This is a genomic window from Rhodospirillaceae bacterium (assembly GCA_040219235.1).
In the GTDB taxonomy this organism is placed as follows: domain Bacteria; phylum Pseudomonadota; class Alphaproteobacteria; order Rhodospirillales; family Rhodospirillaceae; genus WLXB01.
The window spans coordinates 595137-619620 of the sequence record JAVJSV010000012.1; the positions used below are offsets into that span (position 1 = coordinate 595137).

The following is a 24484-nucleotide window of genomic DNA, read 5'->3' on the forward strand; positions in this document are numbered from 1 at the left end:
GAGAAGAATCAGGGCGTGTTCTAGAAGTTGTCTTTGCGCTGCCGGACTTCGGTAAAAACGTCGACAGGGCTGGCACCCACCATGCCGATGGCCTGCTGCAAATCAGCTTGATCTGCGCGTAAAAACGGGTTCACCGCGACTTCGTTGCCCAAGAGCGATGGGACAGTGGGTTGGCCTTTGTCGCGCTTGGTTTTCACCTCAGCTTCGCGCGCTCTGAGTGCCGCGTTGTCAGGGTCTACACTGACGGCAAACTTGATGTTGCTTTGCGTATATTCATGGGCGCAGTACACACGGGTTTGCGGCGGCAACGCGCGCAATCGACTAAGGCTTGACCACATTTGATCCATGGTGCCTTCAAATACGCGACCACAGCCTACTGAAAACAATGTGTCGCCACAGAACAGCGCGTCAGAGTCCTCAAACCAATAAGCAATATGACCTCGGGTGTGGCCGGGCACAAAAAAGATCTGCGCCACGCTATCGCCAAACGCGAAGGTATCAGTATCGTTGACTTCAATGTCGATCCCCGGGATGCGATCTTTGTCATGCCCAGGGCCAACGATGGTGCAATTGGTCTTAGATTTAATTTCGAGATTAGCCCCGGTGTGATCACCGTGATGATGGGTATTAAAAATGTGAGTGATGACCCAACCCAGATCATCTGCCTGCTTTAAAACCGGAGTCGCAACGGCGGGATCGACGACGCCGACCTTTCCGCTGTTTTGATTTCTGATCAGATACACGTAATTATCATTCAGAACGGGGATCTGATGAATATCCAAAGGCATGTGTGACTCCTGCATGTCGGTGCTTAAGGTGTGTGGTCAACCACACAGTCAAGTAAGTCTATCGCGTCTTCAGATAATAAAACCAGCATCGGATAGCCCATGCTCTAAACACCGGTTTTTTTTGTGACGTTTGCAGATTAGTGGCCACTTGGTTAGGTTTACCTCTATGCGCAGCTTTATTTTTGTCTTCGTCGCACTGTGTTCTATTGGACCCGCTGCGGCTTGTGAACTCAATCGCCCTATCGTGTTCGCGGGCATGGATTGGCAATCCAACGCGTTTCATACCGCTGTCGCCCAGTTTATTCTTGAAGAGGGCTATGACTGTGAAACTGATGTTTTGCCGGGCACAACGATTCCACTTCTGCAGGGCGTTGCCCAGGGCGATATCGATATCGTTATGGAAGTCTGGAAAGACAACGTCACTGAAGTGTGGAATCGCGGGTTACGCCGTCGTCAAGTGGTTGAGGTTGGCACGAATTTTCCAGATGCGGTGCAGGGGTGGTATGTCCCACGCTATCTGGTGAGCGGCGAAAACGCTCCCGCGCCCGGCTTAATAGATGTGTCTGATCTGCCCAACTACAAGGCGCTGTTCTCTGATCCCGAGGAGCCAGACAAAGGACGCTTTTACAATTGCATCGCAGGTTGGAATTGCGAAGTGATCAACAGTGCGAAGTTAAAAGCCTATGATCTTGAAGAGCACTACACAAATTTCCGACCAGGCACGGGCGCTGCTTTGGCGGCAGCCATTGCGTCGGCCTATCTGCGTCAGCAGCCCATTTTGACATATTACTGGGGCCCAACTTGGGTGCTTGGGAAGTACGATATGGTCCAACTGAGCGAACCTGCCTATGACGCGGAGGTTTTCATGGCTTTGGCGACGGATGCGCAACCGACTCAAGCCACGGCTTACCCGGTTGTGGAGGTGGCCATTGGTGCCAACCGCCGGTTTTCTGAGTCTGCCCCAAACGTGATCGCCTTTTTAGAGCGTTATGAAACAGATTCGGCGCTGGTCAGTGAAGCGCTGGCCTATATGGAAGAGACCGGTGGACGTGCGGGGGACGCAGCGGAGCGCTTTCTGCGCACGCGTTCAGACGTGTGGTCAGAATGGGTAGACGCCGCGCGTAAAGCAAAAATTGACGCGGCACTATCTGACTCTGCCAGCTAGTTCAGACAGTATTTCGCATATTCAGATGTTTTCGTGCACACTGTGCTTCTGATTTAATTGCGGCATATAGGGCATCATGTTCCCAGATTTCTTTGAAATCTCCATTGCACCGCCGATCAACGCGTTCGTCGATTGGTTGATCATCAATTATGGCGATGTTTTTGAGGTGTTCGCTGATGGTCTGCTCGGCCTGTTAGTGGCCTTCGAAAGTTTTTTTCGCGACGCGCCTTGGTGGTTTGTATTGCTGCTCATCGGTTTATGCGCCTATGGGGCAAGCCGCAGTCTGAGATTGGCAATCGGGTTAATGGCTCTGTCATTTTTAATGGGTGTGCTGGGGCTGTGGGACGAAGCTATGCAAACCCTGGCGCTGATGATTGTGGCAACCACTTTAGCCGTCATTATTGGATTGCCCGTTGGCGTGCTGCTGTCCCGGTCCAATAAAGTCAGGTTTATTGGCTTACCGATTTTAGATGCCATGCAGACCTTGCCAAGTTTCGTATATCTGATTCCGGCTCTAATGTTGTTTGGTCTTGGCAAAGTGCCAGCCATTATTGCGACTGTTATCTATGCTGTGCCGCCGGTTATTCGTCTGACAGACCTTGGTTTGCGTCAGGTCAATAAAGAGGTGCTCGAGGCGGCGAATGCCTTTGGGGCAACCCCCGGTCAACGCCTATGGAAAGTCGAGTTGCCGCTTGCACTGCCATCTATTATGGCCGGGATTAACCAGGCGACGATGATGGCTTTGTCTATGGTTGTTATCGCCTCAATGATCGGTAATCGCGGGTTAGGTCAGGAAGTGCTGCTGGGAATTAACACGCTTGATGTCGGACGGGGGGCTGCAGCAGGTCTCGCCATTGTGGCAATGGCCATCGTGTTGGATCGTACGACGCAGGCTTATGCTCGCCGCATTCAAATTCATCGCGGCGCTTCATGACGCTGATCACGTTAAATCACGCCTCTAAAGTATTTGGAAAAGATGTCGAGCAGGCATTGGCCTTGAGCCGTGATGGTGTGGAGGTTGCAGATATTCGTGAGCAGACCGGCTCCACGGTCGCTTTGGCAGAGACCTCCCTGCGTATCAGTGATGGCGAGGTCTTTATGATTATGGGGCTATCCGGCTCTGGCAAGTCCACTTTGTTGCGCCTCATCAATAGATTGATCTCGCCGACCAGCGGCACGGTATCCATTGACGGCGTCGATTTGACCACCCTGTCTTCCGCTGATCTCCGGGCTTTGCGCCGGAAACGCCTGGCGATGGTGTTTCAGGGGTTTGGCTTGCTCCCGCATCGTTCTGTTCTTGAAAATATTGGTTTTGGATTAGAAATCCAGGGATGCGGAAAAGCGGAACGGCTGTCTAAAGCCGAGACCTGGATTGAGCGCGTTGGCCTTACAGGATTTGCCGAGTCTCTGCCCCATCAACTGTCTGGCGGAATGCGCCAGAGGGTTGGCTTGGCGCGGGCGCTGGCGTCGGGTGCAGATATTTTGCTGATGGATGAGCCGTTCTCGGCTTTAGACCCTCTCATTCGCCGAGAAATGCAGGACCTGCTGTTGGAACTGCAACGGGACCTAAACAAAACCATCGTGTTTGTGACTCACGATCTGGCGGAAGCTGTAAAGGTGGGAACGCGAATCGCCATTCTTCGCGATGGGTCAATTGTCCAAATTGGGTCTGGGCGGGATATTATAGATCATCCTGCAGATGCCTATGTGCGCGCTTTTACTGATGACCTTCGGCTGCCGGTCACGCCGTAGCCCGCTCTGGCAGCTTTTTTGAACCTTTTAAGCCGAAATAAAGCCACGTTTGAGGCGCAGGTATGTTATGTGACCTTAGCAACATAGAAATGGACACTTCAGAAAGCGGTGCACACCATAAGCTTTACTCTCCGGCAACATTATAGCTGGGCCACGCTGGCCTTAGCCGCCTTTGCCGTGACTCTGGCCCTAACGATGATCGCGCCCGGCCCGTCTAAGGCGCAAGACCTCAACATCGTCCGCATTGGAACCGGCTCGACGGCTGGAACATATTTTCCAATCGGCGGCCTGATCGGAAACATCATTTCTAACCCGCCCGGGTCGCGACCCTGTGAAAGGGGTGGTAGCTGTGGCGTGCCTGGGTTAATCGCTGTGGCGCAGTCAACCGGCGGATCCCTCGATAACATCAAGGCTATTGATGCCGGCACGATGACGATGGGGCTGTCACAAGCGGATGTTGCTTACTGGTCTTATTATGGAACGGGTGCATTTGTAGATGAAGCCCCTCGAGGCTCAATCAGAGCGATTGCCAATTTGTACCCTGAAAATATTCATCTTATTGCGCGCGCGGATGCGGGCATAGACACGGTCGCTGATTTGAAAGGAAAACGCGTTTCCATCGGTGGCCCCGGTTCAGGCTCTCAAATCAATGCCCGCCTGATCCTCCAGGCTTTTGGTGTTCGGTTTGAGGATGTGAAACTCTTAAACCTAAACCTTGAACCTTCGACCGGGGCCTTAGTGGCCGGCGATATTGATGCGTTCTTTCTGGTGAGTGGCGCTCCGGCCCTGGCTATTCAGGATCTTGCGGAGCGTGTCCCACTTTCATTCGTGGCTATTGATGGGCCAATCGCCGAACAACTGGCTAGGATTTTCCCCTTTTACTCTATGGGAACTATTCCTGAAGGTATCTATGGCGACAACCCTCCGACAAAAACTCTTGATGTTGGCGCCGTGTTGCTCGTGAAAGACGATATGCCAAACGAACTGGCGTATGGGATCACGCGTGCGATCTGGCATCCTAATACGGTGCCTTTGCTGGCAAACAGTCATCCCCGAGCACGATTGATGGATATCTCGCGCGCCATCAAAGGGATTGGCTTTCAAATACATCCTGGCGCCCGACAATATTATATCGAGCAGGGCACTCTGGTAGGCCAGGCCGCTGATGCGACCGCAGACGCTGAATCTCTGCGTTCCATACGGTAAATGTGCTTCGCTTCACACCAGGTTTATATAGCGGATTCATAAAGCGGTTTATTAAAGAAGGACGTTTGACCACATGATACATCTTCCTCTTGTTGAGGCGGCCTCTCAGGCTGTGCCCGTCACCGCTGTTACATCCGAAGGTTTAGAGGCTTGGAAAAATACTCAGCCAGAGTCTGTAAAGGCGTGGCTGACGACGATGTCTTTTAACGCCGATGCAGGACAAGTCTGCGTTATCTCTAGTGCTGAAGGTACATTGGCCCGGGCTCTTGTCGGGCTTGGCAATGGGCAAGACGGTTGGGCCGCTGGCCGGTTATCGACGGCCTTGCCAGTCGCGACATATTCTCTGGATGAGATTGCTGGTGTTGACCAGGACCGGAAATCTTGGGTTGCAACATGGCTGGCTCTGGCATGGACTCTCGGTGCCTATCGCTTTGATCGGTATAAATCGAAAGACGCCGAAAAATTGGCAGAGCTTGTGTGGCCGGAGCACGCAAACCGCGCCTATGTGGAAGGGGCGGCCTACGCCGCTATTTTAACGCGCGATTTGGTGAATACGCCGGCGGAAGATATGGGGCCTGGCGCGCTCGCCGCCGTTGCGAAAGATTTGGCAGATACGTACGGCGCTGAGCTTGAGGTTACAGTTGGTGACGACTTGCTCTCAAAAAACCTGCCGGCCATACACGCCGTGGGTCGGGCGGCTAATTTCGCTCCACGGTTGATCGACCTGACGTGGGGTGATGTGACGGCCCCAAAGGTGACGCTAGTGGGCAAAGGGGTATGCTTTGATTCCGGTGGTCTAAATATTAAGCCGAGCAGCGGTATGCGCCTTATGAAAAAAGATATGGGCGGCGCGGCGACGGTTCTTGGTCTGGCCGATTGGATCATGCGTGCACAGTTGCCCGTTCGCCTGCGCGTTCTGATTCCTGCCGTTGAGAATGCTATTTCCGGGAATGCGTTTCGGCCTGGTGATGTTGTCGCCACGCGTTTGGGGCCGACCATTGAGGTTGGAAATACAGATGCGGAAGGGCGCGTTGTGCTGGCGGATGCTTTGGCCTTGGCCTGTGAAGACTCTCCTGACGTGATTATCGACTGTGCGACGTTGACAGGGGCGGCACGCGTGGCGCTTGGTGCTGAACTTCCGGCACTCTTTTCATCTGACGATACGCTTGCCCGAGACCTTATAGAGGCGGGTACACGCACTCATGATCCCATGTGGCAGTTGCCCTTGTGGAGTAATTATCAGAGATTGATTGAGAGTAAGATCGCTGACGTTAGCAATTCAGGCGAATCGGGTTTAGCCGGTGCCATTACGGCGGCGCTCTTTCTTAAGACCTTTGTCAAAGACGATGTATCATGGGTCCATCTGGATTTGTTCGGATGGAATCCAGACGACAAGCCGGGTCGCCCAGTTGGTGGAGAAGCCTATGCCCAGCGCGCCATTTTCGATGTTTTTCAACAGCGTTATGGCTGATGCGCTGGGATAACTCAGTCTTGGTGTTTAGGCTTTTTTCTTATCTTCTTTTGTATGCGGCGCATCGCGATTCACCGGAACCTCGAGTTTATTAAGCATCTCTTTTGGTACGACTTGCCAAAAATTCCGCACTTCGCGATCCCAGTTGACGAGGATTTGTTCCGCCCAGGCTGAAGCGGTTTCTTTGTGATGCTCAGTGACGAGATTTCTGAGCAAAGCTTCGTAATGTCCGACTTCAATGCGTTGGTAGATTACTGAATCCGTATTGACGCGATGCTCAAAGTCTTTGTTGCTATCGTATACGAACGCCATGCCGCCGGTCATGCCCGCGCCAAAGTTCGGTCCGACGGGGCCAAGAATAACAACCTGGCCGCCGGTCATATATTCACAGCCATTGGATCCACAACCTTCAACCACTGCAATTGCGCCTGAGTTGCGCACACAAAAGCGTTCAGCGGCTTGTCCAGAAGCAAAGAGTTTACCCGAGGACGCGCCATACAACACGGTGTTACCGATGATGGTGTTGAGGTGTGAAGGGAACGTTGAGGAGGTCGTCGGCCGAATCACAATGGTTGCACCCGACAAGCCTTTGCCGACGTAATCATTGGAATCACCGAGCACTTCAAGCTTCAGACCTTGAACACCAAACGCGCCAAGAGATTGCCCACAACTGCCACGCAGGCGTACCGTAATATGGCCCGGTTGTAAGCCGGTCATGCCATACTTGGTTACGATCTTATGGGACATCTTTGTGCCAATGGCGCGCTGCGTATTGTTGACGTTGTAGGTCAACTGCATTTTTTCACCATCTTCAAGCGCCGGTGCCGCATCCCGGATCATCTGTGCATCCAGGGTTTCTGGAACCTCATTGCGCCCTTTGGTCATGTTGCGTGTTGGCAACCCGCCGGAGTCTGGCCTGACCAACAGAGGGTTCAAATCCAGATCGTCCAGGTGGGCTGAGCCGCGGCTGACTTGCTGGAGCAAATCTGTGCGGCCGATGATTTCGTCCAAAGTCGAGAAACCAAGCTCACCCAATATGTCGCGCACTTCTTCTGCCAGGAAAGTCATCAGATTGACAACCTTTTCTGGTGTGCCCGTAAACTTCTTACGCAACTCGGTGTCTTGTGTGCAGACCCCAACAGGGCAAGTGTTGGAATGGCACTGGCGCACCATAATGCAGCCCATGGCAATCAAAGAGCTGGTGCCGATGCCAAACTCTTCAGCCCCCATCATGGCCGCCATGACAATATCGCGTCCAGTTTTGAGGCCGCCATCGGTGCGCAATAGCACGCGGTGGCGCAAGCGGTTGAGCGTCAGAACCTGGTGGACTTCTGTTAGCCCCATCTCCCAAGGAAGACCTGCAAATTTGATAGAGGTTTGGGGACTGGCACCGGTTCCGCCTGAGTGACCGGAGATCAAAATGACATCAGCATTGGCTTTGGCAACGCCAGCGGCAATGGTGCCGATGCCTGTGCGTGAAACGAGTTTAACGGTCACGCGTGCTTTCGGATTGATTTGCTTTAGGTCGTAAATGAGCTGTGCCAAATCCTCGATGGAATAAATATCGTGGTGCGGTGGTGGCGAAATCAACATCACACCGGGCGTCGCATGTCTCAGTTCTGCGATTTCCAAAGTGACTTTAAAACCGGGTAGTTGCCCGCCTTCTCCTGGCTTTGCGCCTTGGGCAACCTTGATCTCAATCTCGCGGCATTGGTTTAAGTATTCTGCCGTCACACCAAACCGGCCCGACGCAATTTGTTTGATCGCGGAATTTGCGTTGTCGCCATTTGGAGCTGGTTTGTAGCGTTTACGGTCTTCGCCCCCTTCGCCAGAGTCCGACTTTGCCCCGATCCGGTTCATGGCAATATTCAGTGTGCCGTGTGCCTCGGGTCCAAGGGCTCCCAGCGACATGCCTGGGGTCACAAACCGTTTGCGAATTTCTGTTGTAGACTCCACCTGTTCTGGGGGGACGGGCTCATTGATGCGGCGAAAATCGAGCAGATCTCTCAAACTGATCGGCGGGAGTTTTCTAAGACCTTCGGAATAACGCTGGAATATCTGATAGCTGTCTTTCTCAACAGCAGCTTGCAGCGTATGGATGAGGCGTCCGTCGAAACTGTGGGCGTCGCCGGACTGCGCGCGATAGCGGTAGAACCCCCCTACGGGCAGAGTAATAACACCTGGCTGATACGCTTTTCTATGCTGGGCTTTGATCTTCTTCTGAATGCCGGGCATCCCGATTCCAGAAATTCTGGAGGTCATGCCAGGGAAGAATTCAGCGACCAAAGATCGAGATAACCCGACCGCTTCGAAGTTGTAACCACCGCGATATGAACTGATGACCGAGATGCCCATCTTGGACATGATTTTTCTCAGGCCTTCATCAATGGCTTTTTTGAATCGCGCCATGGCTTCAGCCAGCGGTATATCGCCAAACAAGCCTTTGCCGTGCCGGTCTACAATCGCTTCTTGTGCCAGATAGGCGTTAACGGTTGTGGCCCCAACGCCAATGAGGACGGCAAAATAATGGGTGTCGAGACATTCCCCTGAGCGCACATTCAATGACGTGAAGGTTCTGAGTTTTTGCCGGGTCAGATGTGTATGCACGGCACCGGTTGCCAAAATCATGGGGATCGGTGCTTTGTCTTGTCCAATATTGCGATCAGACAGCACAACGTAAGTGCTGCCTCCACGGACGGCATCTTCCGCTTCTTTTTGAATGCGGGAGATCGCTTTACGCAGGGCGTTCTTGGTTTGACCTGTCGCGTCGAATGAGCATTCAATATCGACGGCCTTGTCGCCCATGTGCTCACGCAGCACTTTGTACTGACCATTGGTCAGGACGGGGCTGGGAAGCTGCAATACATCACACTGACTTGGGTCTTCATCAAGGATGTTGCCAAGATTCCCAAGGCGCGTGTTCAAGGTCATGACCCTGGTTTCACGCAGGCTGTCGATGGGTGGGTTTGTTACCTGACTGAAGTTCTGCCGGAAGAAATTGTGCAGACCACGGTAATTGTCTGACAACACAGCTAATGGTCCATCGTCGCCCATAGACCCCGTGGCTTCCTTGGCATCCATTACCATCGGATGCAGGATGAGCTCTAGGTCTTCCATGGTCATGCCATAGGTGACTTGGCGACGACGTAACTCTTCGATTGTCATCTCACCTGTTTCAGGCGCGTCTTCTGTGACTTGTGTGTCGAGTAATTTGGTTTTTTTGATCCACTCTTGATAGGGATTGGCAGCGGCCAGCATGTCTTTCAGTTCGAGATCACCAAAAAACTTTCCTTCTTGCAGATCGACAGCAATCATTTCGCCAGGTCCGACGCGGCCTTTTTCTTCAATCTCAGCATTTGGAACGCGTACCATGCCGGTTTCCGATCCCACAATCAGAAGACCGGTTTTGGTGAGGGTGTAGCGCATCGGGCGCAGACCGTTACGGTCCATACCGGCGATAACCCACCGACCGTCTGTGGCGCAAATCGCGGCTGGGCCATCCCAGGGCTCCATCACGGCATTACAATACGCAAACAAAGCACGGTGGTTGTCTGGCATGACAGCATTCTGGCTGATGCTTTCAGGTATCAGCAATGACTTGGCCATCGGCGCACTTCGCCCGGCGCGGCAGACCAATTCGTATACGGAATCAAGAGCGGCAGAATCCGAACTGCCGCTTTGAATGATCGGCTTTAAGTCTTCAATGTCATCTTCGAAAAGGTCTGATTCTAAACGGCATTCATGGGCTTTCATCCAGTTGACGTTGCCGATCAAGGTATTGATTTCACCGTTGTGGGCCAGCATCCGGAACGGTTGGGCCAGCCGCCAAGTGGGGAAAGTGTTGGTGGAATACCGCTGGTGATAAATCGCAAAGGAAGACACAAAACGTTCGTCGAGAAGATCTGGATAGAACGTCGTCAGTTGTTCCGCGAGGAACATGCCTTTGTAAATGATCGAGCGGCAGGATAACGAGCAGATATAAAAGTCATTTGTTGCTTCGTCCTTGACGCGCTTTTCGATTCTGCGGCGCACGACAAACAAATCGCGCTCAAGTGCTTCCGTATCCATGTCACGTGGATTGGACAACATGATTTGTTCGATTTCAGGCCGCGTTGCGTTGGCTTTTTCACCGATAACCGAGATTTCGACGGGGACCTGACGCCAGCCATAAATGGTATAGCCCGCGGCTAAGACTTCGCTTTCAACTATGGTGCGGCAGACTTCTTGCGCCCCTAGGTCAGATTTAGGTAGGAACACCATGCCGACGGCTAGTGTTTCGTCTTCAGCCAATTCATGACCGGTGCGGACAATATGTTCGTGAAAAAAGTCCTGCGGAATTTCAACGTGAATCCCGGCACCATCGCCGGTTTTACCGTCGGCATCCACAGCGCCACGGTGAAACAACACTTTAAGGGCTTCAATACCGGCAACCACAACTTCGCGTCTCGGTTTACCATCTATGGCGACCACCATGCCGACGCCGCAGTTGTCGTGTTCCCAGGCGGGGTCGTAAGCGCCTGCTTGCTGCAAAATCTTGGCGTTTTCTGTCCAGTTGCGAACGAAGTCTGCGCCGGACTCTAAGCCGAATTTTGCGGTGGAGAAGTTTTGAATGCTGTCTTTAGGGGCCATGTCGGTCATCCTCAGCTTGCTTTACGAAGGGGTGCAGTCGCGCCCGCGCCCGCTTTTTGTTCAGTTAGATACTTGGTGATGCTGGCCGCGACGTCGCGGCCATCTCGGATCGCCCAGACCACCAGAGATGCACCACGCGCGATGTCGCCACCCGCGAAAACGCCGTCCATGTTTGTCATCAAAGTCCGGTAATCGATTTTGAGTGTGCCCCAACGGGTAACGCCCAACTCCGGCTCGCCGAAAAGGTGCGGTAAATCTTCAGGATCGAAGCCAAGCGCTTCAATAACCAAATCGGCAGGGATCACGAATTGAGATCCCTCAATGACTTCAGGTTTGGCGCGACCGCTGGCGTCCGGGGTGCCGAGGCGCATCCGCACAGCGCGAACGCCTGTCGCCACATTGTCTTGATCGTGGAGCACGGCTTCGGGGGCCGAGAGCCAGACAAATTCAACGCCTTCTTCAATAGCGTTGCTCACTTCGCGCTGTGATCCGGGCATGTTGTCGCGGTCGCGGCGGTACAAGCATTTCACCGACTTCGCACCCTGGCGAATGGCGGAGCGTACGCAATCCATGGCGGTGTCACCACCGCCAATAACCACAATATTTTTGCCTGCTGCGTCCAAAGTGCCATCTTCGAAGGCAGGCACGGAATCGCCCAATCCTTTGCGGTTGGAGGCGGTGAGATAGGTCATGGCCGGGAACACGCCGTCTGCGCCCACACCTGGGACGTTGAGCGCGCGGGCCTTATAAACGCCTGTCATAACAAGAATCGCGTCATGTTTCTTGCGCAGGTCTGCGAAACTAATGTCTTCGCCGACGTTGACGTTCATGTGGAATTTCACACCGGAGTCTTCGAGCAGTTTTACGCGGCGCTGGACCACTTCTTTCTCAAGTTTGAAGTTGGGGATGCCATAAATGAGTAGACCGCCGACACGGTCGTATCGGTCATAAATCTCAACCGCATACCCGCGTTTACGCAGTTCTTCAGCGGCGGCCATGCCACCCGGGCCAGCACCGATAATGCCGACACTTTGATCAAGTTCCTGAAGTGGTTGAACTGGTTTAACCCAACCATTTTCCCAGGCGGTATCGGTGATGTACTTCTCGACAGACCCAATCGTAACGGTGCCATGCTTGGATTGTTCTAAGACACACAAGCCTTCACACAGTCTGTCTTGCGGGCAAATCCGCCCGCAGATCTCTGGCATATTGTTGGTTTCAGAGGAAACGGCATAGGCTTCTTCAAGGCGGCCTTCAGCTGTGAGTTTCAGCCAGTCTGGAATGTTGTTCTGAACGGGGCAGTGAACCTGGCAAAATGGAATGCCGCACTGCTCGCACCGCGAAGCCTGATCAGCAGCTTCATCATCCGAAAACTGGTCGTAAATTTCGCCGAAGTCTTGGCGGCGGGTTTCTGGGGGCCTCTTGTCAGGAAAAGCCTGATTGAGATTTATAAACTGAAGCATCGGCCTGGATTTTTTCTGGTTCGATTTTTTCTGGCTCATGGTCGAATACCTCCTCTCGGCTGGTCACGAAGACCAAGCCGGTTACCGCCATGTTCGGATATGGCGCTTAACTTTGAACTGTGGATCGAACGCTGGCCGATTCTCGGCCTGTCCCTTGTGAAGGTCTGTTACGTCAGACTTTTATATTGTGATGATTATAATGGGCAGAATGGCGTTTGGCCATGAAAAAGCCACCCATTAAGTCAGCTTTATTGACTTAATTATCATGAGGCCGCCGGAGGATGGGCATTTTCAAGGGTGAGTTCTTGCTTTTGGCACTCTATTTAGTAAACATATGATTACTAAAGTGGTGCTGTTTGGCGAATCGAGCCCATGCTATAAGAATCCAATTGCCTTAACTCCGAGTATGCCGTGGCTCTGACCCAAATTATCGTACTGGCCATTGTCCAGGGCATAACAGAATTCCTGCCGATCAGTTCGTCGGGACATTTGGTTTTGGTGCCTATCCTTGCGGGCTGGCCCGATCAAGGGCTTATGCTGGACGTGGCCGTCCATGTCGGCACGTTGGGCGCGGTTATGATCTATTTTTGGCAAGATCTTATGGCCATGATCACGGGCGTTTTTCGCCTGTTCAGAGGGCGTCGTGACCCCGGCGCGCGTCTTGCGGGCCAAGTCATCGTCGCGACACTTCCTGTGCTACTCGCTGGTTATGTTTTTGATCAGTATGTGGGTGAGGGGCTGCGGTCGATCCAGGTGATAGGATGGGCCACGCTTGGTTTTGGCCTCTTATTATATGTTGCAGACCAAATGTGTATGACAGTCAAACGCCTGGATCATTCTACGTATCTTGATGTGGTCATCATTGGTGTAGCGCAGGTGCTGGCGCTGATCCCTGGCACCAGTCGCTCTGGCATTACAATGACGGCGGCCCGCTTTCTTGGGTATGAACGGTCTGAAGCCGCGCGCTTTTCAATGTTGCTCTCCATTCCAACCATTGCAGCCTCAGGGCTGTGGTTAGGCTTGACGTTACAGAAGGTCGACGACGTCCAGATGACCCAGGGCGTTGTCGCCGCAGCGGGCCTCTCCTTTGTGGTCGCAATATTCTCAATCACGGTACTTATGGCTTGGTTACAGCGGGCATCGTTCACGCCGTTCGTGATCTATCGTGTGATTTTAGGTCTCGCGCTGTTAGCGGTTGCCTATGGTTGGGTCTAAGAAGAGGGTTGCATTCTTTTTTGGAATTGGTAGCCGATACTCTTACATTGCCGCCACTCAGATGCCGAGGCTTCAGAAGGAAACCGGGGTAAACATTGCGTGGCACCCAGTTATGAGTTCCTGTTTAGTTCCTTCAAACGACTATGCCCCATTTAAGTGGGATAATGCTGCTGAAGATTGGTGGGGTGCCCGTGTGTCAGGTCACTATAAAGAGAGCTATAGGCAGGCAGATTTGGCCCGCTGGGCCGACTTTTACACTGTTCGTTACAATGAGCCCAAGCCTCCCTTAATGTTGGCGACACGGAGAACGCTTTATGCGGTGGCGGCGACAATGCTAGGAGTAGGCGAACAGTTCAGTTTGGCACTTTTTGATCACATCTATGTTCAAGGCGTCGCGACAGCAGAGGATGACTGTCGTGCTTTGGCGCGTAATCTAGGAGTGAACCTAATAGATCTCGCGGATTTACTTGAATCGGGTTCTGCTCAGGCAATGCATGACGATTGGGTTAAGGCCGCAAAGCAAGCTGGTGTTTTCGGCGTCCCATCTTTCACGCTCGCTCAAGAGTTTTACTGGGGTGTGGATCGATTGCCCCTTCTCGAAGTTGCCCTAAAAAGTTAACGGGCGTTTAGCCTGATCTTCTTAAGCTGCTGATAGGGCCGAAAACGCCGAAGGTATGTCGGCACAATGGATTCTACAGTTTCTGGTGCGATGCCAAAAGCCTCCAAGCCGGGCTTGCTGCCGTCTGCGATGTTATCAACCCTTAATAGTTTAACTTGGTCTGGCGTGAGTAGGGGGGTGGGCAAAAGCTGCAAGAAGACCGCCTGAATCCGTGCCACCCAGAACGGCAGTCCACATATCCAAGTGGTGCGGTCCGTGTAGCGGCAGATCATTTCAAGAATTTCGCGCATGGTATAAACGGTCGGCCCAACCAACTCGTATGTCTTGCTTTCGTAGCCATTCTCCGTGAGGGCGCTAACAGCGGCTGCCGCAACATCGCCCACATATACGGGTTGAAACTTAGTGCCGCCGCCGCCTTCTGCATGGGGCACAATAGACGTGAAGTAAGGCAAAACAGGCGACATACGCGCTAGTTCAGCAAACATATTAAAAAAACCATCTTCCGGTCCGAATATGACACTCGGTCGTAAGAGTGTTGCTTTAGGGAAAGCTGCCAGAACGGCCTGTTCGCCAGCCGCTTTCGAGCGCGCATAGGCGGATTTAGACTCTGCATCGGCCCCTAAAGCTGACAGCTGAACAAATCGCTGTGCACCTGCTGCTTTTGCCGCCTTGGCCACGCGCGCAGCCCCGTCGACATGAATGGCGTTGAAAGATCGGGCGCCCCGTTCAAATAGGATGCCAACACAGTTGACCACAAAATCAGCACCATCGACGGCTCGGTTCACTTCGGTGTCTGAGGTAATGGATGCTGGAATGAAACTGATTTGGCCCAGATCACCGCATGTTTTCAGAAAATCAGCCTCTTCCGTGTCGCGCACGGCCACGCGCACGCGCGCTCCGGCCGCGGCTAAGCGCTGGACGATATACCGTCCGACAAATCCAGAGCCTCCAAAAACCGTGACCAATCGGTTCTTCATTGCGGGTCCTCTCCGACTTCAGCCAGCACGTTATTATACGCCTTTCCAGCCGTGTTTCTATGATGCTGGAAGCTCGCATAATTGCTCGGTAATGGCAATGAATCCGCGCGAGACTCATGCCAAGCATAAGTGCTCTTCAGAGCAGACAGAGCAAGGGTTTCGTTGACAAAGGCTGGGAGATGGCTATATCCCTTCCCGCTCAAAGTCCGGACGTCCATGCATGGACGCTCGTCTGTGCCCAGGTGGCGGAATTGGTAGTCGCGCTGGCTTCAGGTGCCAGTGGCCGCAAGGTCGTGGAAGTTCGAGTCTTCTCCTGGGCACCATTTTGGGGCATCCGATGCCGCACCTGTTGGAAAGCCGGTGCATCTCAATACTTCACCGCCGGGGGCGCTTGTGGCCAATCATGTACATCAAGGTGACCTACCGTCTGACATTACTTTTTCTGGTGCCGTTGCGGTCGATACGGAAACCATGGGCCTCAGTATTGCCCGAGACAGGCTGTGCGTTGTGCAATTGTCTGCGGGCGATGGAGAGTGCCATCTGGTGCAAGTACGCGCGCCCTATGATGCCCCAAACCTCAAGGCGATTTTTACCGACAAAAGCCTGACAAAGATCTTTCATTTTGCGCGCTTTGATCTGGCTATGATCCTTAAACACTTGGGTGTGCGATGTGAACCGGCCTTTTGCACCCGCACAGTGTCCAAGTTGTGCCGGACAAACACGGACAGGCACGGGTTGAAAGACCTCTGTCGCGATTACCTTGGGATTGAAATCTCAAAACAACAGCAGTCTTCGGATTGGGCCGCAGAGACGCTCAAACCAGAGCAGATCGAATATGCGGCGGCTGATGTTCTATATCTCCACAAATTAATGGCTGAAATGAATTATTTGCTTGATCGTGAAGGCCGTCGTGATCTGGCAGAGGCGTGTTTTCGGTTTTTGCCTGATCGGGCGGCTTTGGACGTGGCGGGCTGGCCAGACGAAGACATATTTGCCCATTAATTAAAACTCCTTCAAAGCCTTGCGTTGACCGGATTCTGTCGAGTCGCCATACTCTTATCCTGAGTTCAACGATTAGGTGTGTTGGTCAGTCTTTGACAGAACGGTCTTGGTGCCCCACATCAATCTCTTGGATCTCTTAATTGACGGGTCAAACGTCTCGCATGCATCGTAATCGGACCGCCTAATGGCTTCTCCCACATCTAAACGCACAACACCTGAGACTGTTGATCCTGGGGCCAGTGATCTCGCTGTTGCCCGGCGTGTCATTGCGCAAGCAGTTACAGGCTTGTCGGCGATGGCAGCAGACCTGGGAGACGAGTTCGCTCAGTGCGTCACGTTGATCGCATCACTCAAGGGTCGCGTGATCGTGTCGGGCATGGGAAAGAGTGGCCATATTGGTCATAAAATCGCAGCGACGCTCGCCTCAACGGGCACGCCAGCTTTTTTTGTACACCCTGCCGAAGCCAGTCATGGCGACCTTGGTATGATCTCAGATATTGATGCCGTTTTGGCGTTGTCAAACAGCGGTGAAACGGCTGAGTTGTCCGATCTGGTCTCCTATACACGCCGGTTTGGTATTCCGTTGATCGGCATAACGGGGAAGCGTGAGTCGACCCTGGCAGAGCAATCGGACATCGTTTTGTGTTTGCCAGATGTTGAAGAAGCCGGGCCGCACGGCGCGCCAACAACATCGACAACACTGATGATTACACTCGGCGATGCGATTGCCGTTGCCTTGTTGGAAAGCCGTGGTTTTACAGCCGACGATTACAGGGTCTTTCACCCAGGCGGTAAATTGGGCAAAAGTTTACTCAAGGTCACTCATATTATGCATACGGGGGATGACATTCCTTTAACGCATCCGACGTCGCTGATGAGTGATACCATCATCACTATGACCAATAAAACGTTTGGTATCGCTGGCGTGGTTGATGACACTGGCGTGCTAGTCGGTATCGTCACAGATGGTGATTTGCGCCGGCACATGGCGGATCAGCTTATTGGTATGGCGACCGTCGATGTTATGACCACAAAGCCAAAGACCATTAAGTCAACAACACTTGCGGCAGAAGCCTTGCGTCTCATGAACGAATGGAAAGTCACATGCTTGTTCGTTGTCGATGACGGCAAGCCTGTGGGTATCGTGCGTATGCATGACGTTCTCCAGGCAGGTGTTGTATGACGACGGATGGCCCTCAAACGACGACAAGTCCACAGTCGCGCGAGGGGAAAACCTCTCGTCGCGCATGGCCGGCTCAAGCCACAGACATTCGCGCGTCCGTTGAGAAATACAGCCGGTTCGTCACGACGATGAAGATTGTTTTGCCGACCGTCGCTGTTTTGCTATTAGCGCTTGTTATTATTCTCCCCCAGTTGCGTAGTAAGCCGGAACAAATCGCTGCTGAACTTGATATTTCCAGCGATGCCTCTGGCACCACCCTCAGCCTTGTCAATGCCCGCTATTTTGGCACGGATACATCGGGGCAGCCGTTTTCAGTGACGGCTCAATCCGTGCGTGAATCGCCGTCTGATAAAGACAATATTAATTTAGATGCACCGCAAGCGGACATCAGTCTTAATGATGGTTCCTGGTTGATGGTGGGCGCTGATACCGGACTCTATCATCGCAAAAACCAAACCTTAGATTTATCCGGTGCTGTGAATTTATTTCAGGATCAAGGCTACGAACTGCACACTGAGTCTGCGACCATTATGTTGGAACAGGGCAGCGCGACAAGCTCCTCCCCCGTTCGCAGTCAGGGGCCCTTTGGGGTGCTGGAATCGCAAGGGTTTGAATTGGAAGAAAAAGGCAAGACCGTGCACTTTACCGGCCCGGCCCGCTTGGTGCTCAACACTGGTGGTGGAAGTGCACGCATACCATGAGGCCAATTTTTAAATACATTTCAGTCCTGTGTTTACTTCCGTTGGTAGCGCAGGCGCAAACACTTTCATTTAAGTCGGATGACCCTGATAAGCCAATTGAGGTGGTCGCTGAACGCGGCATTGAATGGCGTCAGGATGAAAAGCGATTTATCGCTCGCGGTGACGCCCGCGCCACCCAAGGTGATGTTGAAGTGGTGGCAGACGAGTTGATCGCCCATTACCGTGAGACCGATAATGGCGGGACAGATGTTTACCGGGTCGATGCAATTGGGTCTGTGACCATTACCTCGGCTGGCGAAACGGCAACGGGGTCTGCTGCTGTCTACGACTTTGAGCAGGCGGTTCTTGTGATGGAAGGATCCCCCGTTCGGTTGGAAACATCCGATGGTGTGGTCACAGCTTACGATACCATTCAATACTGGGAGCAGGAAAATGTCGCTGTCGCTGAAGGCAATGCGATGGCCGTGCAAGGTGGTCAAAAGCTCACGGCAGATACACTAACCGCGCGCTTTAAGGAGCCTGTCAGTGGTACTGGCGCTGTTGCGCCGCGCAGCAGTGAATTGTCACGTATAGAAGGTTACGGCAATGTCAGACTGGAAAGTAAAGGCGACATCATTCTTGGTGATCGCGGTCGCTATGACCTTGCCAGTGGTATTGCCACATTGGATGGAAATGTTCGCATTACCTCAGATCGAAATCAGTTGAGCGGCGGCTTTGCCGTGGTCGATACCAAAAAGGGAACAAGTACCTTGTTTGCTAATGCGACAGAAGCCGGGGTGCCGGGGCCGGGTCCCGGGCCGCGTGTGAGGGCCTTGTTGGTGCCGCGTCCAAAAGGGGTCACAGACTGAGCGAATTCAGACTAGACTGTAAAAAATAATACCATTCGATTATCCGAATGGCAGAGGAAGAATTTTATGGCGCCGGATACGGTGGAGAACAGCGAGACCCAAGAGGCGCAGGCGGATGGTGCAGAGCCGTCAGCACAGGAAGGTCTCAGAGTAGATGATCTTGGCAAGTCCTTCAAAGGACGTCCGGTTCTTAGGTCTGTCAGTTTATCGGTTCATCGCGGTGAAGCGGTCGGACTGCTTGGTCCCAATGGGGCTGGTAAAACGACGTCTTTTTATTGTGTGACAGGGTTGATCAGTCCTGATGAAGGGCAAATCTATCTTGACGGTGAAAACATCACGCCCTTGCCGATGTATCGGCGGGCCCGCCTCGGGATTGGGTATCTTCCGCAAGAAGCCTCGATTTTTCGCGGCATGACCGTGGAAGCCAATATTCGCGCGGTTGCTGAAGTGATCGAGTCAGATAAGTCTGCCCAGGATGAGTTGGTGGAATCGCTGCTTGAGGAATTCAACGTCACGCACCTGCGTCAATCACCTGCCATTGCGTTGTCAGGAGGGGAGCGCCGTCGGGTTGAAATTGCCCGTGCGTTGGCGTCGCGCCCGAGCTTCTTGCTGCTGGATGAACCCCTTGCCGGTATTGACCCCATTGCGGTTGCCGATATTCGTGATCTGGTGTCGCACCTGAAAGACCGCGGATTAGGTGTTCTGATAACCGATCACAACGTACGCGAAACCTTGGACATTATTGATCGCGCTTATATCCTTCATGAAGGCACAGTACTGATGGAGGGCGCGCCTTCAGAAATCGTCGCTCATGAAGGTGTGCGACGGGTGTATCTTGGAGAGCGGTTCAGCCTCTAACGGAGGACCCCTTGACGCCATGGCCATCGGCCCTCGCTTAGACCTCAGGCAAACACAAAGCCTCGTGATGACACCGCAGCTGCAGCAGGCTATTCGCCTGTTGCAGCTCTCGGCGGTTGAGCTTGTGGAATATGTGGATCAGGAGCTTGAAGCAAATCCCCTGCTGGATCGTGATGACTCTGGGGGCGATGGCACTCTCAAAGAAGCCATGGGCAATGAAGATGATCGCTCAGAGGATGGTATGAGCGTGGTCGATTCTGTTGATAACCAAAGCGACGCGCCTATGGATATTGACGCTGGCTTTACGGAAAATGATGCTGCGTTTGACACGCACGCCGACGCTCTTGGCTCGTCTGCTGGATCAGACTCTTCAGGAATGACAAGTGGTGGTGGCAGCTTTGATGAGATGCGCCCGGATTTGGAACAGACGCTGTCTGAAGCCCAAGACCTCAGAAGCTATTTAGAGGAGCAACTGAATTTATCTGTGATGGCCGGTGGAGATCGTCTCATTGGCCGTGCACTCATCGATTGTATTGATGAAAGTGGCTATGTTGTTGGTGGCCTTGATTTGCTTGCAGATCAGCTTGGGGCTGACGTGCAGGCTGTGACCAAGGTGTTAGAGGTCCTTCAAACATTTGACCCTCCTGGCATATTCGCCCGCGACCTTAAAGAATGTCTGGCACTACAACTCCAGGATCGTAACCGTTACGACCCAGCCATGGCCGCTCTTGTTGAAAACCTTGAGCTGCTGGCAAACCATGATTTTGAAAAACTTAAATCTATTTGTGGTGTGGATGGGGAAGACTTAACAGAAATGGTCGCTGAAATCAGGGCGCTTGACCCTAAGCCAGCCCTGAAGTTTGAGCGTTCTGTCAGCCAAACAGTTGTTCCTGACGTGATCATGTCGCCGGCACCGGAAGGAGGGTGGCGCGTCGAGTTGAGTTCCGACACGTTGCCGCGTGTACTTGTGAACAATCAATATTATGCTGAACTCAACAGCCCTACGGCTGATAAAGCACAAAAGACATTTGTGGCCGAGCGGTTTCAATCTGCAACGTGGCTTGTACGTGCCCTTGAGCAGCGCGCGACCACTATTCTGAAAGTGTCAATTGCGCTGGTTCAGAAACAAGACGCTTTTTTTCGCAAAGGGATCGCGCATTTAAGGCCTCTCGTTCTGCGTGATATTGCCGAAGCGACAGAGCTTCATGAAAGTACGATCAGTCGCGTCACGACAAACAAGTTCATCGCGACGCCGCGCGGAATCTATGAACTGAAGTATTTCTTTAGTCATGGGTTGTCCCAGGCGGGCGGTGGAGAGGCGACATCGGCTGAGTCTGTGCGCCATAGGATTAAGCAGTTGGTTGATGAGGAAGCCTCTGACGCGGTTCTTTCAGACGATCAAATCGTCGAATTATTGAAAGCTGAAGGTATTGCGGTGGCCCGGCGAACAGTTGCTAAGTATCGGGAATCATTGAAAATTCCATCATCGGTGCAGCGCCGTCGTCAAAAGGCTCGCAACCTTTCTGTGATCTCTTAACCTGCCTTCCTTGACTTGAGATTTCCTGCTGCATAAGGTGCGGCGCATCAGGCTAAGAGAATGGCAAAAGCACTGGAAAACCGGTGTATAAATAGGCCGAATGCGACCTTGTATAGAAGCGCAGTGCTAGAGCAACGCGAACCTAATTCGTTAGTCCCTAACTTAATTCAGCCGGGAGATTTCCCATCGAATAAAACATACAACGACAGCCAGGCTTTCATTCCGCTCTTGTGAGTGGCCGAATAAAAGTCGTGTGTTGCGAGTGGTGTTCGATGGGATAAGTTCATATATGGAAATTAGTGATCTGTTGCAATCGGACTCGGTTGTGATCTTAAAAGCATCAAGTAAAAAACAGGTGCTGCAAGAGCTTGCCAAGAAGGCTGCGTCTCTGACCGGTCTGAGCGAACGGAAAGTTTTTGACACGTTACTCGAACGTGAAAGATTGGGAACCACAGGGGTCGGCAATGGCATTGCCATTCCTCACGGAAAGTTGCCTGAACTTAAAAGTCTGCACGGTGTGTTTGCACGCCTTGAGAAGCCGGTTGATTTTGAAGCTATTGATGACCGGCCCGTTGATTTGGTTTTTCTGTTGCTTGCGCCCGAGCAGGCTGGTGCAGATCATCTTAAGGCTTTGGCCCGCGTCTCGCGTTTATTGCGCGATTCCGATAACTGCGAAAAATTACGTGGTGCTGTAAACACAGATGGGCTTTATATGTTGCTCATTCAAAATGAGGCGCAAGCGGCTTAGCTTTGCACGGGATGGTTGCGGGCTTTTTATCGCCCTGTGTTCTTTATTTCCCTCTGCCAAACGCGACGTATGCCTGAGCAATACGCATGCCCACTGTGATCCAACACAGGGCCATGAAAATGACTGAGGCTGGTACAAACCAATCTGGCCGGAGGCAAATAACGCCAAAAAACAAAATGGTCTCTGTGCCTTCGGCAAGTCCGCCGGAATAAAAGAAAGATTTTTGACCCCGGGTTGTCGTTTCCACACCCCGTTTTGCGGCCACAATGGCGTAGCCTAAGAATGAGGTGCCTGTGCCGATAAAACTGGCCAGCAGCAGCAGTGAGATCACGGTATTGTCTTCATCAAACAAGGCAAAGCCAACTACAACGGCGGCGTAAAAGATAAAATCCAATACAATATCGAGGTAGGCACCAAAGTCTGTGGGGCTTGAGGCCCGGGCCACGGCACCGTCCAAGCCATCAAAGATGCGGTTGAGCACAATAAACGCTAAGGCCGAGGTTGGCGCTTGCAGAGCCAGGGCGGGAAGAGCGCACAGACCGAGGGTAAAACCCAGCACCGTTATGCTGTTGGCCGTCACGCCACGTTCCGCCAGAGTGCGCCCTAAGCTGTTGATCGGAGGCGCAATCAGACGCACCATTAAGGGGTCAAGCATAAGCAATCCAGGATATTGAGAACGTGAGAGACAAATCCTACACTAACACAAGGCCCACCATCTGCTTTGTTCTGTGTTTTGTTGTGTTACTTTTCGACGGTGTTCGCGTTGAGGCGCAAGACCTTCAGTTCAAGCCCGACCTCAAGGCGGCGGGGTGGAAAATACATACGCCACGCGGCAAAGCCGCCGCTCAATTTGAAGTCCTCGAAGAGGGCAGTCTTAAGATTACGGCGCGTCAAGCTGTCGCGTTTTTGTACCGCTTCATCTCCAAAGATCAAGGTGCCGCTAGTTCACTGAGTTGGGACTGGCGCATCAGTCAGTCTTTTCCTGCGACGGATCTTTCCCGTCCGGGACAAGATGACAGACCGCTCGCCATTCATGTGTATTTTACGGATCAGGACGTAGGTGTGTTGAGCCGTCTCGGCAGTGGCCTGGCCGGATTTTTCGGTGTGCCTGTGTCTGGTCGGGCGATCACCTATGTATGGGGCGGGCTGCAACCAGAGCAGACCATACTTCCCAATCCATTTATGGATGAGGGAGACGGCGTTCTTGTTATCCGCAAATCAGGACTGCAGATCGTCACAGATGAATGGGTTACAGAAACCGTTGACCTGGCTGCTGACTATGAACAAGCGTTCGGTGAGGCAGTGCCACCGGTGAGTGTTATAGCGGTGTCTGCAGATACTGACGATACGGGCGCAACCTCACAAGCGTTGGTCCGCCACGTGCGATTGACGCCAGCGCCTATTTCGGGGCGTTGAGCGCCCAATCGTAGTCTGTCTTTATAAGCCCGATGCGCTGGTTAATGTTGCGCGCCAATGGCTTGCGTGCATATTGCAGGATGTGCTCAAGCACGCCTTCATCCGTCCCACCAAAATCTTCATCATACCATTCATAAATTTTTGACAGCGTCACACGCCCGCCAACAACAGTAACGCCGCGACCGGCATTGATGTATTTTGTTGCGGCAGCATCTAAAGCCGCATCCATGTTGTCCGGTGTGAACACGTCTGGCCACAAATCGGGGCAGCCCATGGAAGCGCAGTTCACGCCGTAATGGATACGGTTGTCATTCCAGATCGGGCGCAAAATACGATGCTCAATGTCATCTAAACTGAGGTCTACACCTTCCACTGTGACCAGCTTTTTGCCCCAAGGCCCTGACGAAAAGAATCCAGGTGAAATTTTGATGTCTCGAATGCTCCGCACCGGGTAGTGATCCAGCACGGTTTGCACGGTCAAAGCATTGTAAAAATTGATCCAGTAGGCTTTTTGTTCGTTTCGGTTGTAGGAGGTGATGGCCATGGCTTCGAGGCTTGCGATGTAGGCGTCCAGGCTGGCCCGATCTTCGCTTGATACGGCACCGTAGCGAAATAGGTTGGGCTCTTGATCGTCTGAAATCAAATAGGCATCGAGCAAGCTTTGCCAGCGATTATGACCAATGGTCTCGCGTGATTGGGGGTTTGAGCCTTCAAACTCTGTCATCAGGTCTGGCTTGGCCGCGAACCGTGAGTCCAGTGTGCCCGTAAATGCTGTGGCACTGCTCACCCAGACAAAGAGTGTGAGGAAAGTGGGTATAAGGCCGGCGAGCGCACCACCCGTGAGCGTAAGACTGCGGATAGAGGACATGAAGGTCTCCGGTCTTTGTGATTTTGAGTATTAAGCAT

General features: G+C 52.8%; 21 protein-coding genes and 1 tRNA gene. 16 read left to right on the forward strand and 6 right to left on the reverse strand.

Going from position 1 to position 24484, the window contains the following annotated elements:
• Positions 1–20: 20 nt before the first annotated feature.
• Complete coding sequence (gloB, locus tag RIC29_12995) at positions 21–788, reverse strand: hydroxyacylglutathione hydrolase (protein MEQ8735836.1); 768 nt, start codon at positions 786–788, stop codon at positions 21–23.
• Between the two features lie 166 nt (positions 789–954).
• Here gloB and RIC29_13000 point away from each other — a divergent pair, with 166 nt between their 5' ends.
• The 5 genes from RIC29_13000 to RIC29_13020 all read left to right on the forward strand — a co-directional run bounded on the left by RIC29_13000 (position 955) and on the right by RIC29_13020 (position 6382).
• On the forward strand, positions 955–1953 hold the full coding sequence (locus RIC29_13000; protein MEQ8735837.1) for an ABC transporter substrate-binding protein: 999 nt from the start codon (positions 955–957) through the stop codon (positions 1951–1953).
• A gap of 76 nt (positions 1954–2029) precedes the next feature.
• A complete protein-coding gene (locus RIC29_13005; protein ID MEQ8735838.1) occupies positions 2030–2887 on the forward strand; it encodes a proline/glycine betaine ABC transporter permease in 858 nt (285 codons plus the stop codon).
• Positions 2884–3705: a betaine/proline/choline family ABC transporter ATP-binding protein gene (locus RIC29_13010; protein MEQ8735839.1), complete on the forward strand. Its 822-nt coding sequence runs from the start codon at positions 2884–2886 to the stop codon at positions 3703–3705. The genes RIC29_13005 and RIC29_13010 overlap by 4 nt, the downstream gene beginning before the upstream one ends.
• 108 nt (positions 3706–3813) lie before the next feature.
• Positions 3814–4911, forward strand: coding sequence for a TAXI family TRAP transporter solute-binding subunit (locus RIC29_13015; protein MEQ8735840.1), 1098 nt, complete (start codon positions 3814–3816; stop codon positions 4909–4911).
• 73 nt (positions 4912–4984) lie between these two features.
• Entirely contained in the window at positions 4985–6382 is a 1398-nt protein-coding gene (locus RIC29_13020; protein ID MEQ8735841.1) for a leucyl aminopeptidase family protein, read from the forward strand.
• Between the two features lie 27 nt (positions 6383–6409).
• On the opposite strand, the gene gltB is transcribed toward RIC29_13020, so the two are convergent.
• Together gltB and RIC29_13030 are read right to left on the reverse strand one after the other, a co-directional pair.
• On the reverse strand, positions 6410–11011 hold the full coding sequence (gltB, locus tag RIC29_13025) for a glutamate synthase large subunit (protein ID MEQ8735842.1): 4602 nt from the start codon (positions 11009–11011) through the stop codon (positions 6410–6412).
• A gap of 11 nt (positions 11012–11022) precedes the next feature.
• Positions 11023–12513, reverse strand: a complete 1491-nt coding sequence (locus RIC29_13030; GenBank protein MEQ8735843.1) for an NAD(P)-dependent oxidoreductase — start codon at positions 12511–12513, stop codon at positions 11023–11025.
• A 372-nt stretch (positions 12514–12885) separates the two neighbouring features.
• Between RIC29_13030 and RIC29_13035 the strand changes: the two genes are divergently transcribed.
• Both RIC29_13035 and RIC29_13040 read left to right on the forward strand, forming a co-directional pair.
• Positions 12886–13689, forward strand: a complete 804-nt coding sequence (locus RIC29_13035) for an undecaprenyl-diphosphate phosphatase (protein ID MEQ8735844.1) — start codon at positions 12886–12888, stop codon at positions 13687–13689.
• Positions 13676–14308 carry a DsbA family protein gene (locus RIC29_13040; protein ID MEQ8735845.1) on the forward strand — a complete coding sequence of 211 codons (633 nt, stop codon included), beginning with the start codon at positions 13676–13678 and terminating at the stop codon, positions 14306–14308. Before RIC29_13035 ends, RIC29_13040 begins: the two co-directional genes overlap by 14 nt.
• Here the strand turns inward: RIC29_13040 and RIC29_13045 are convergent.
• On the reverse strand, positions 14305–15285 hold the full coding sequence (locus RIC29_13045) for a complex I NDUFA9 subunit family protein (protein ID MEQ8735846.1): 981 nt from the start codon (positions 15283–15285) through the stop codon (positions 14305–14307). The genes RIC29_13040 and RIC29_13045 overlap by 4 nt on opposite strands.
• 236 nt (positions 15286–15521) lie before the next feature.
• Between RIC29_13045 and RIC29_13050 the strand changes: the two genes are divergently transcribed.
• The 8 genes from RIC29_13050 (at position 15522) to ptsN (ending at position 22162) form a co-directional block, all read left to right on the forward strand.
• A tRNA-Leu gene (locus RIC29_13050) sits at positions 15522–15608 on the forward strand.
• Positions 15609–15678: 70 nt separating this feature from the next.
• Positions 15679–16287: a ribonuclease D gene (locus RIC29_13055; GenBank protein ID MEQ8735847.1), complete on the forward strand. Its 609-nt coding sequence runs from the start codon at positions 15679–15681 to the stop codon at positions 16285–16287.
• Between the two features lie 184 nt (positions 16288–16471).
• Positions 16472–17470 carry a KpsF/GutQ family sugar-phosphate isomerase gene (locus tag RIC29_13060; protein ID MEQ8735848.1) on the forward strand — a complete coding sequence of 333 codons (999 nt, stop codon included), beginning with the start codon at positions 16472–16474 and terminating at the stop codon, positions 17468–17470.
• Positions 17467–18171, forward strand: coding sequence for an LPS export ABC transporter periplasmic protein LptC (gene lptC / locus RIC29_13065; protein MEQ8735849.1), 705 nt, complete (start codon positions 17467–17469; stop codon positions 18169–18171). The genes RIC29_13060 and lptC overlap by 4 nt, the downstream gene beginning before the upstream one ends.
• On the forward strand, positions 18168–19019 hold the full coding sequence (locus RIC29_13070; GenBank protein ID MEQ8735850.1) for an LptA/OstA family protein: 852 nt from the start codon (positions 18168–18170) through the stop codon (positions 19017–19019). The genes lptC and RIC29_13070 overlap by 4 nt, the downstream gene beginning before the upstream one ends.
• A 66-nt stretch (positions 19020–19085) precedes the next feature.
• The gene (gene lptB, locus RIC29_13075; protein ID MEQ8735851.1) at positions 19086–19877 is read left to right on the forward strand and encodes an LPS export ABC transporter ATP-binding protein; all 792 of its coding nucleotides are present in this window, start codon (positions 19086–19088) and stop codon (positions 19875–19877) included.
• Between the two features lie 19 nt (positions 19878–19896).
• Positions 19897–21414 carry an RNA polymerase factor sigma-54 gene (gene rpoN / locus RIC29_13080; protein ID MEQ8735852.1) on the forward strand — a complete coding sequence of 506 codons (1518 nt, stop codon included), beginning with the start codon at positions 19897–19899 and terminating at the stop codon, positions 21412–21414.
• 289 nt (positions 21415–21703) lie between these two features.
• Positions 21704–22162 (forward strand): PTS IIA-like nitrogen regulatory protein PtsN, encoded by a 459-nt coding sequence (ptsN, locus tag RIC29_13085; GenBank protein MEQ8735853.1) that lies wholly within the window; start codon positions 21704–21706, stop codon positions 22160–22162.
• Positions 22163–22205: 43 nt separating this feature from the next.
• Here the strand turns inward: ptsN and RIC29_13090 are convergent, their stop codons facing one another.
• A complete protein-coding gene (locus tag RIC29_13090) occupies positions 22206–22817 on the reverse strand; it encodes a CDP-alcohol phosphatidyltransferase family protein (GenBank protein ID MEQ8735854.1) in 612 nt (203 codons plus the stop codon).
• A gap of 23 nt (positions 22818–22840) precedes the next feature.
• On the opposite strand from RIC29_13090, the gene RIC29_13095 reads away from it, so the two are divergent.
• Complete coding sequence (locus RIC29_13095) at positions 22841–23578, forward strand: DUF3047 domain-containing protein (protein MEQ8735855.1); 738 nt, start codon at positions 22841–22843, stop codon at positions 23576–23578.
• Here the strand turns inward: RIC29_13095 and RIC29_13100 are convergent.
• Positions 23562–24446, reverse strand: a complete 885-nt coding sequence (locus RIC29_13100; protein MEQ8735856.1) for a DUF547 domain-containing protein — start codon at positions 24444–24446, stop codon at positions 23562–23564. The genes RIC29_13095 and RIC29_13100 overlap by 17 nt on opposite strands.
• Positions 24447–24484 lie beyond the last annotated feature (38 nt).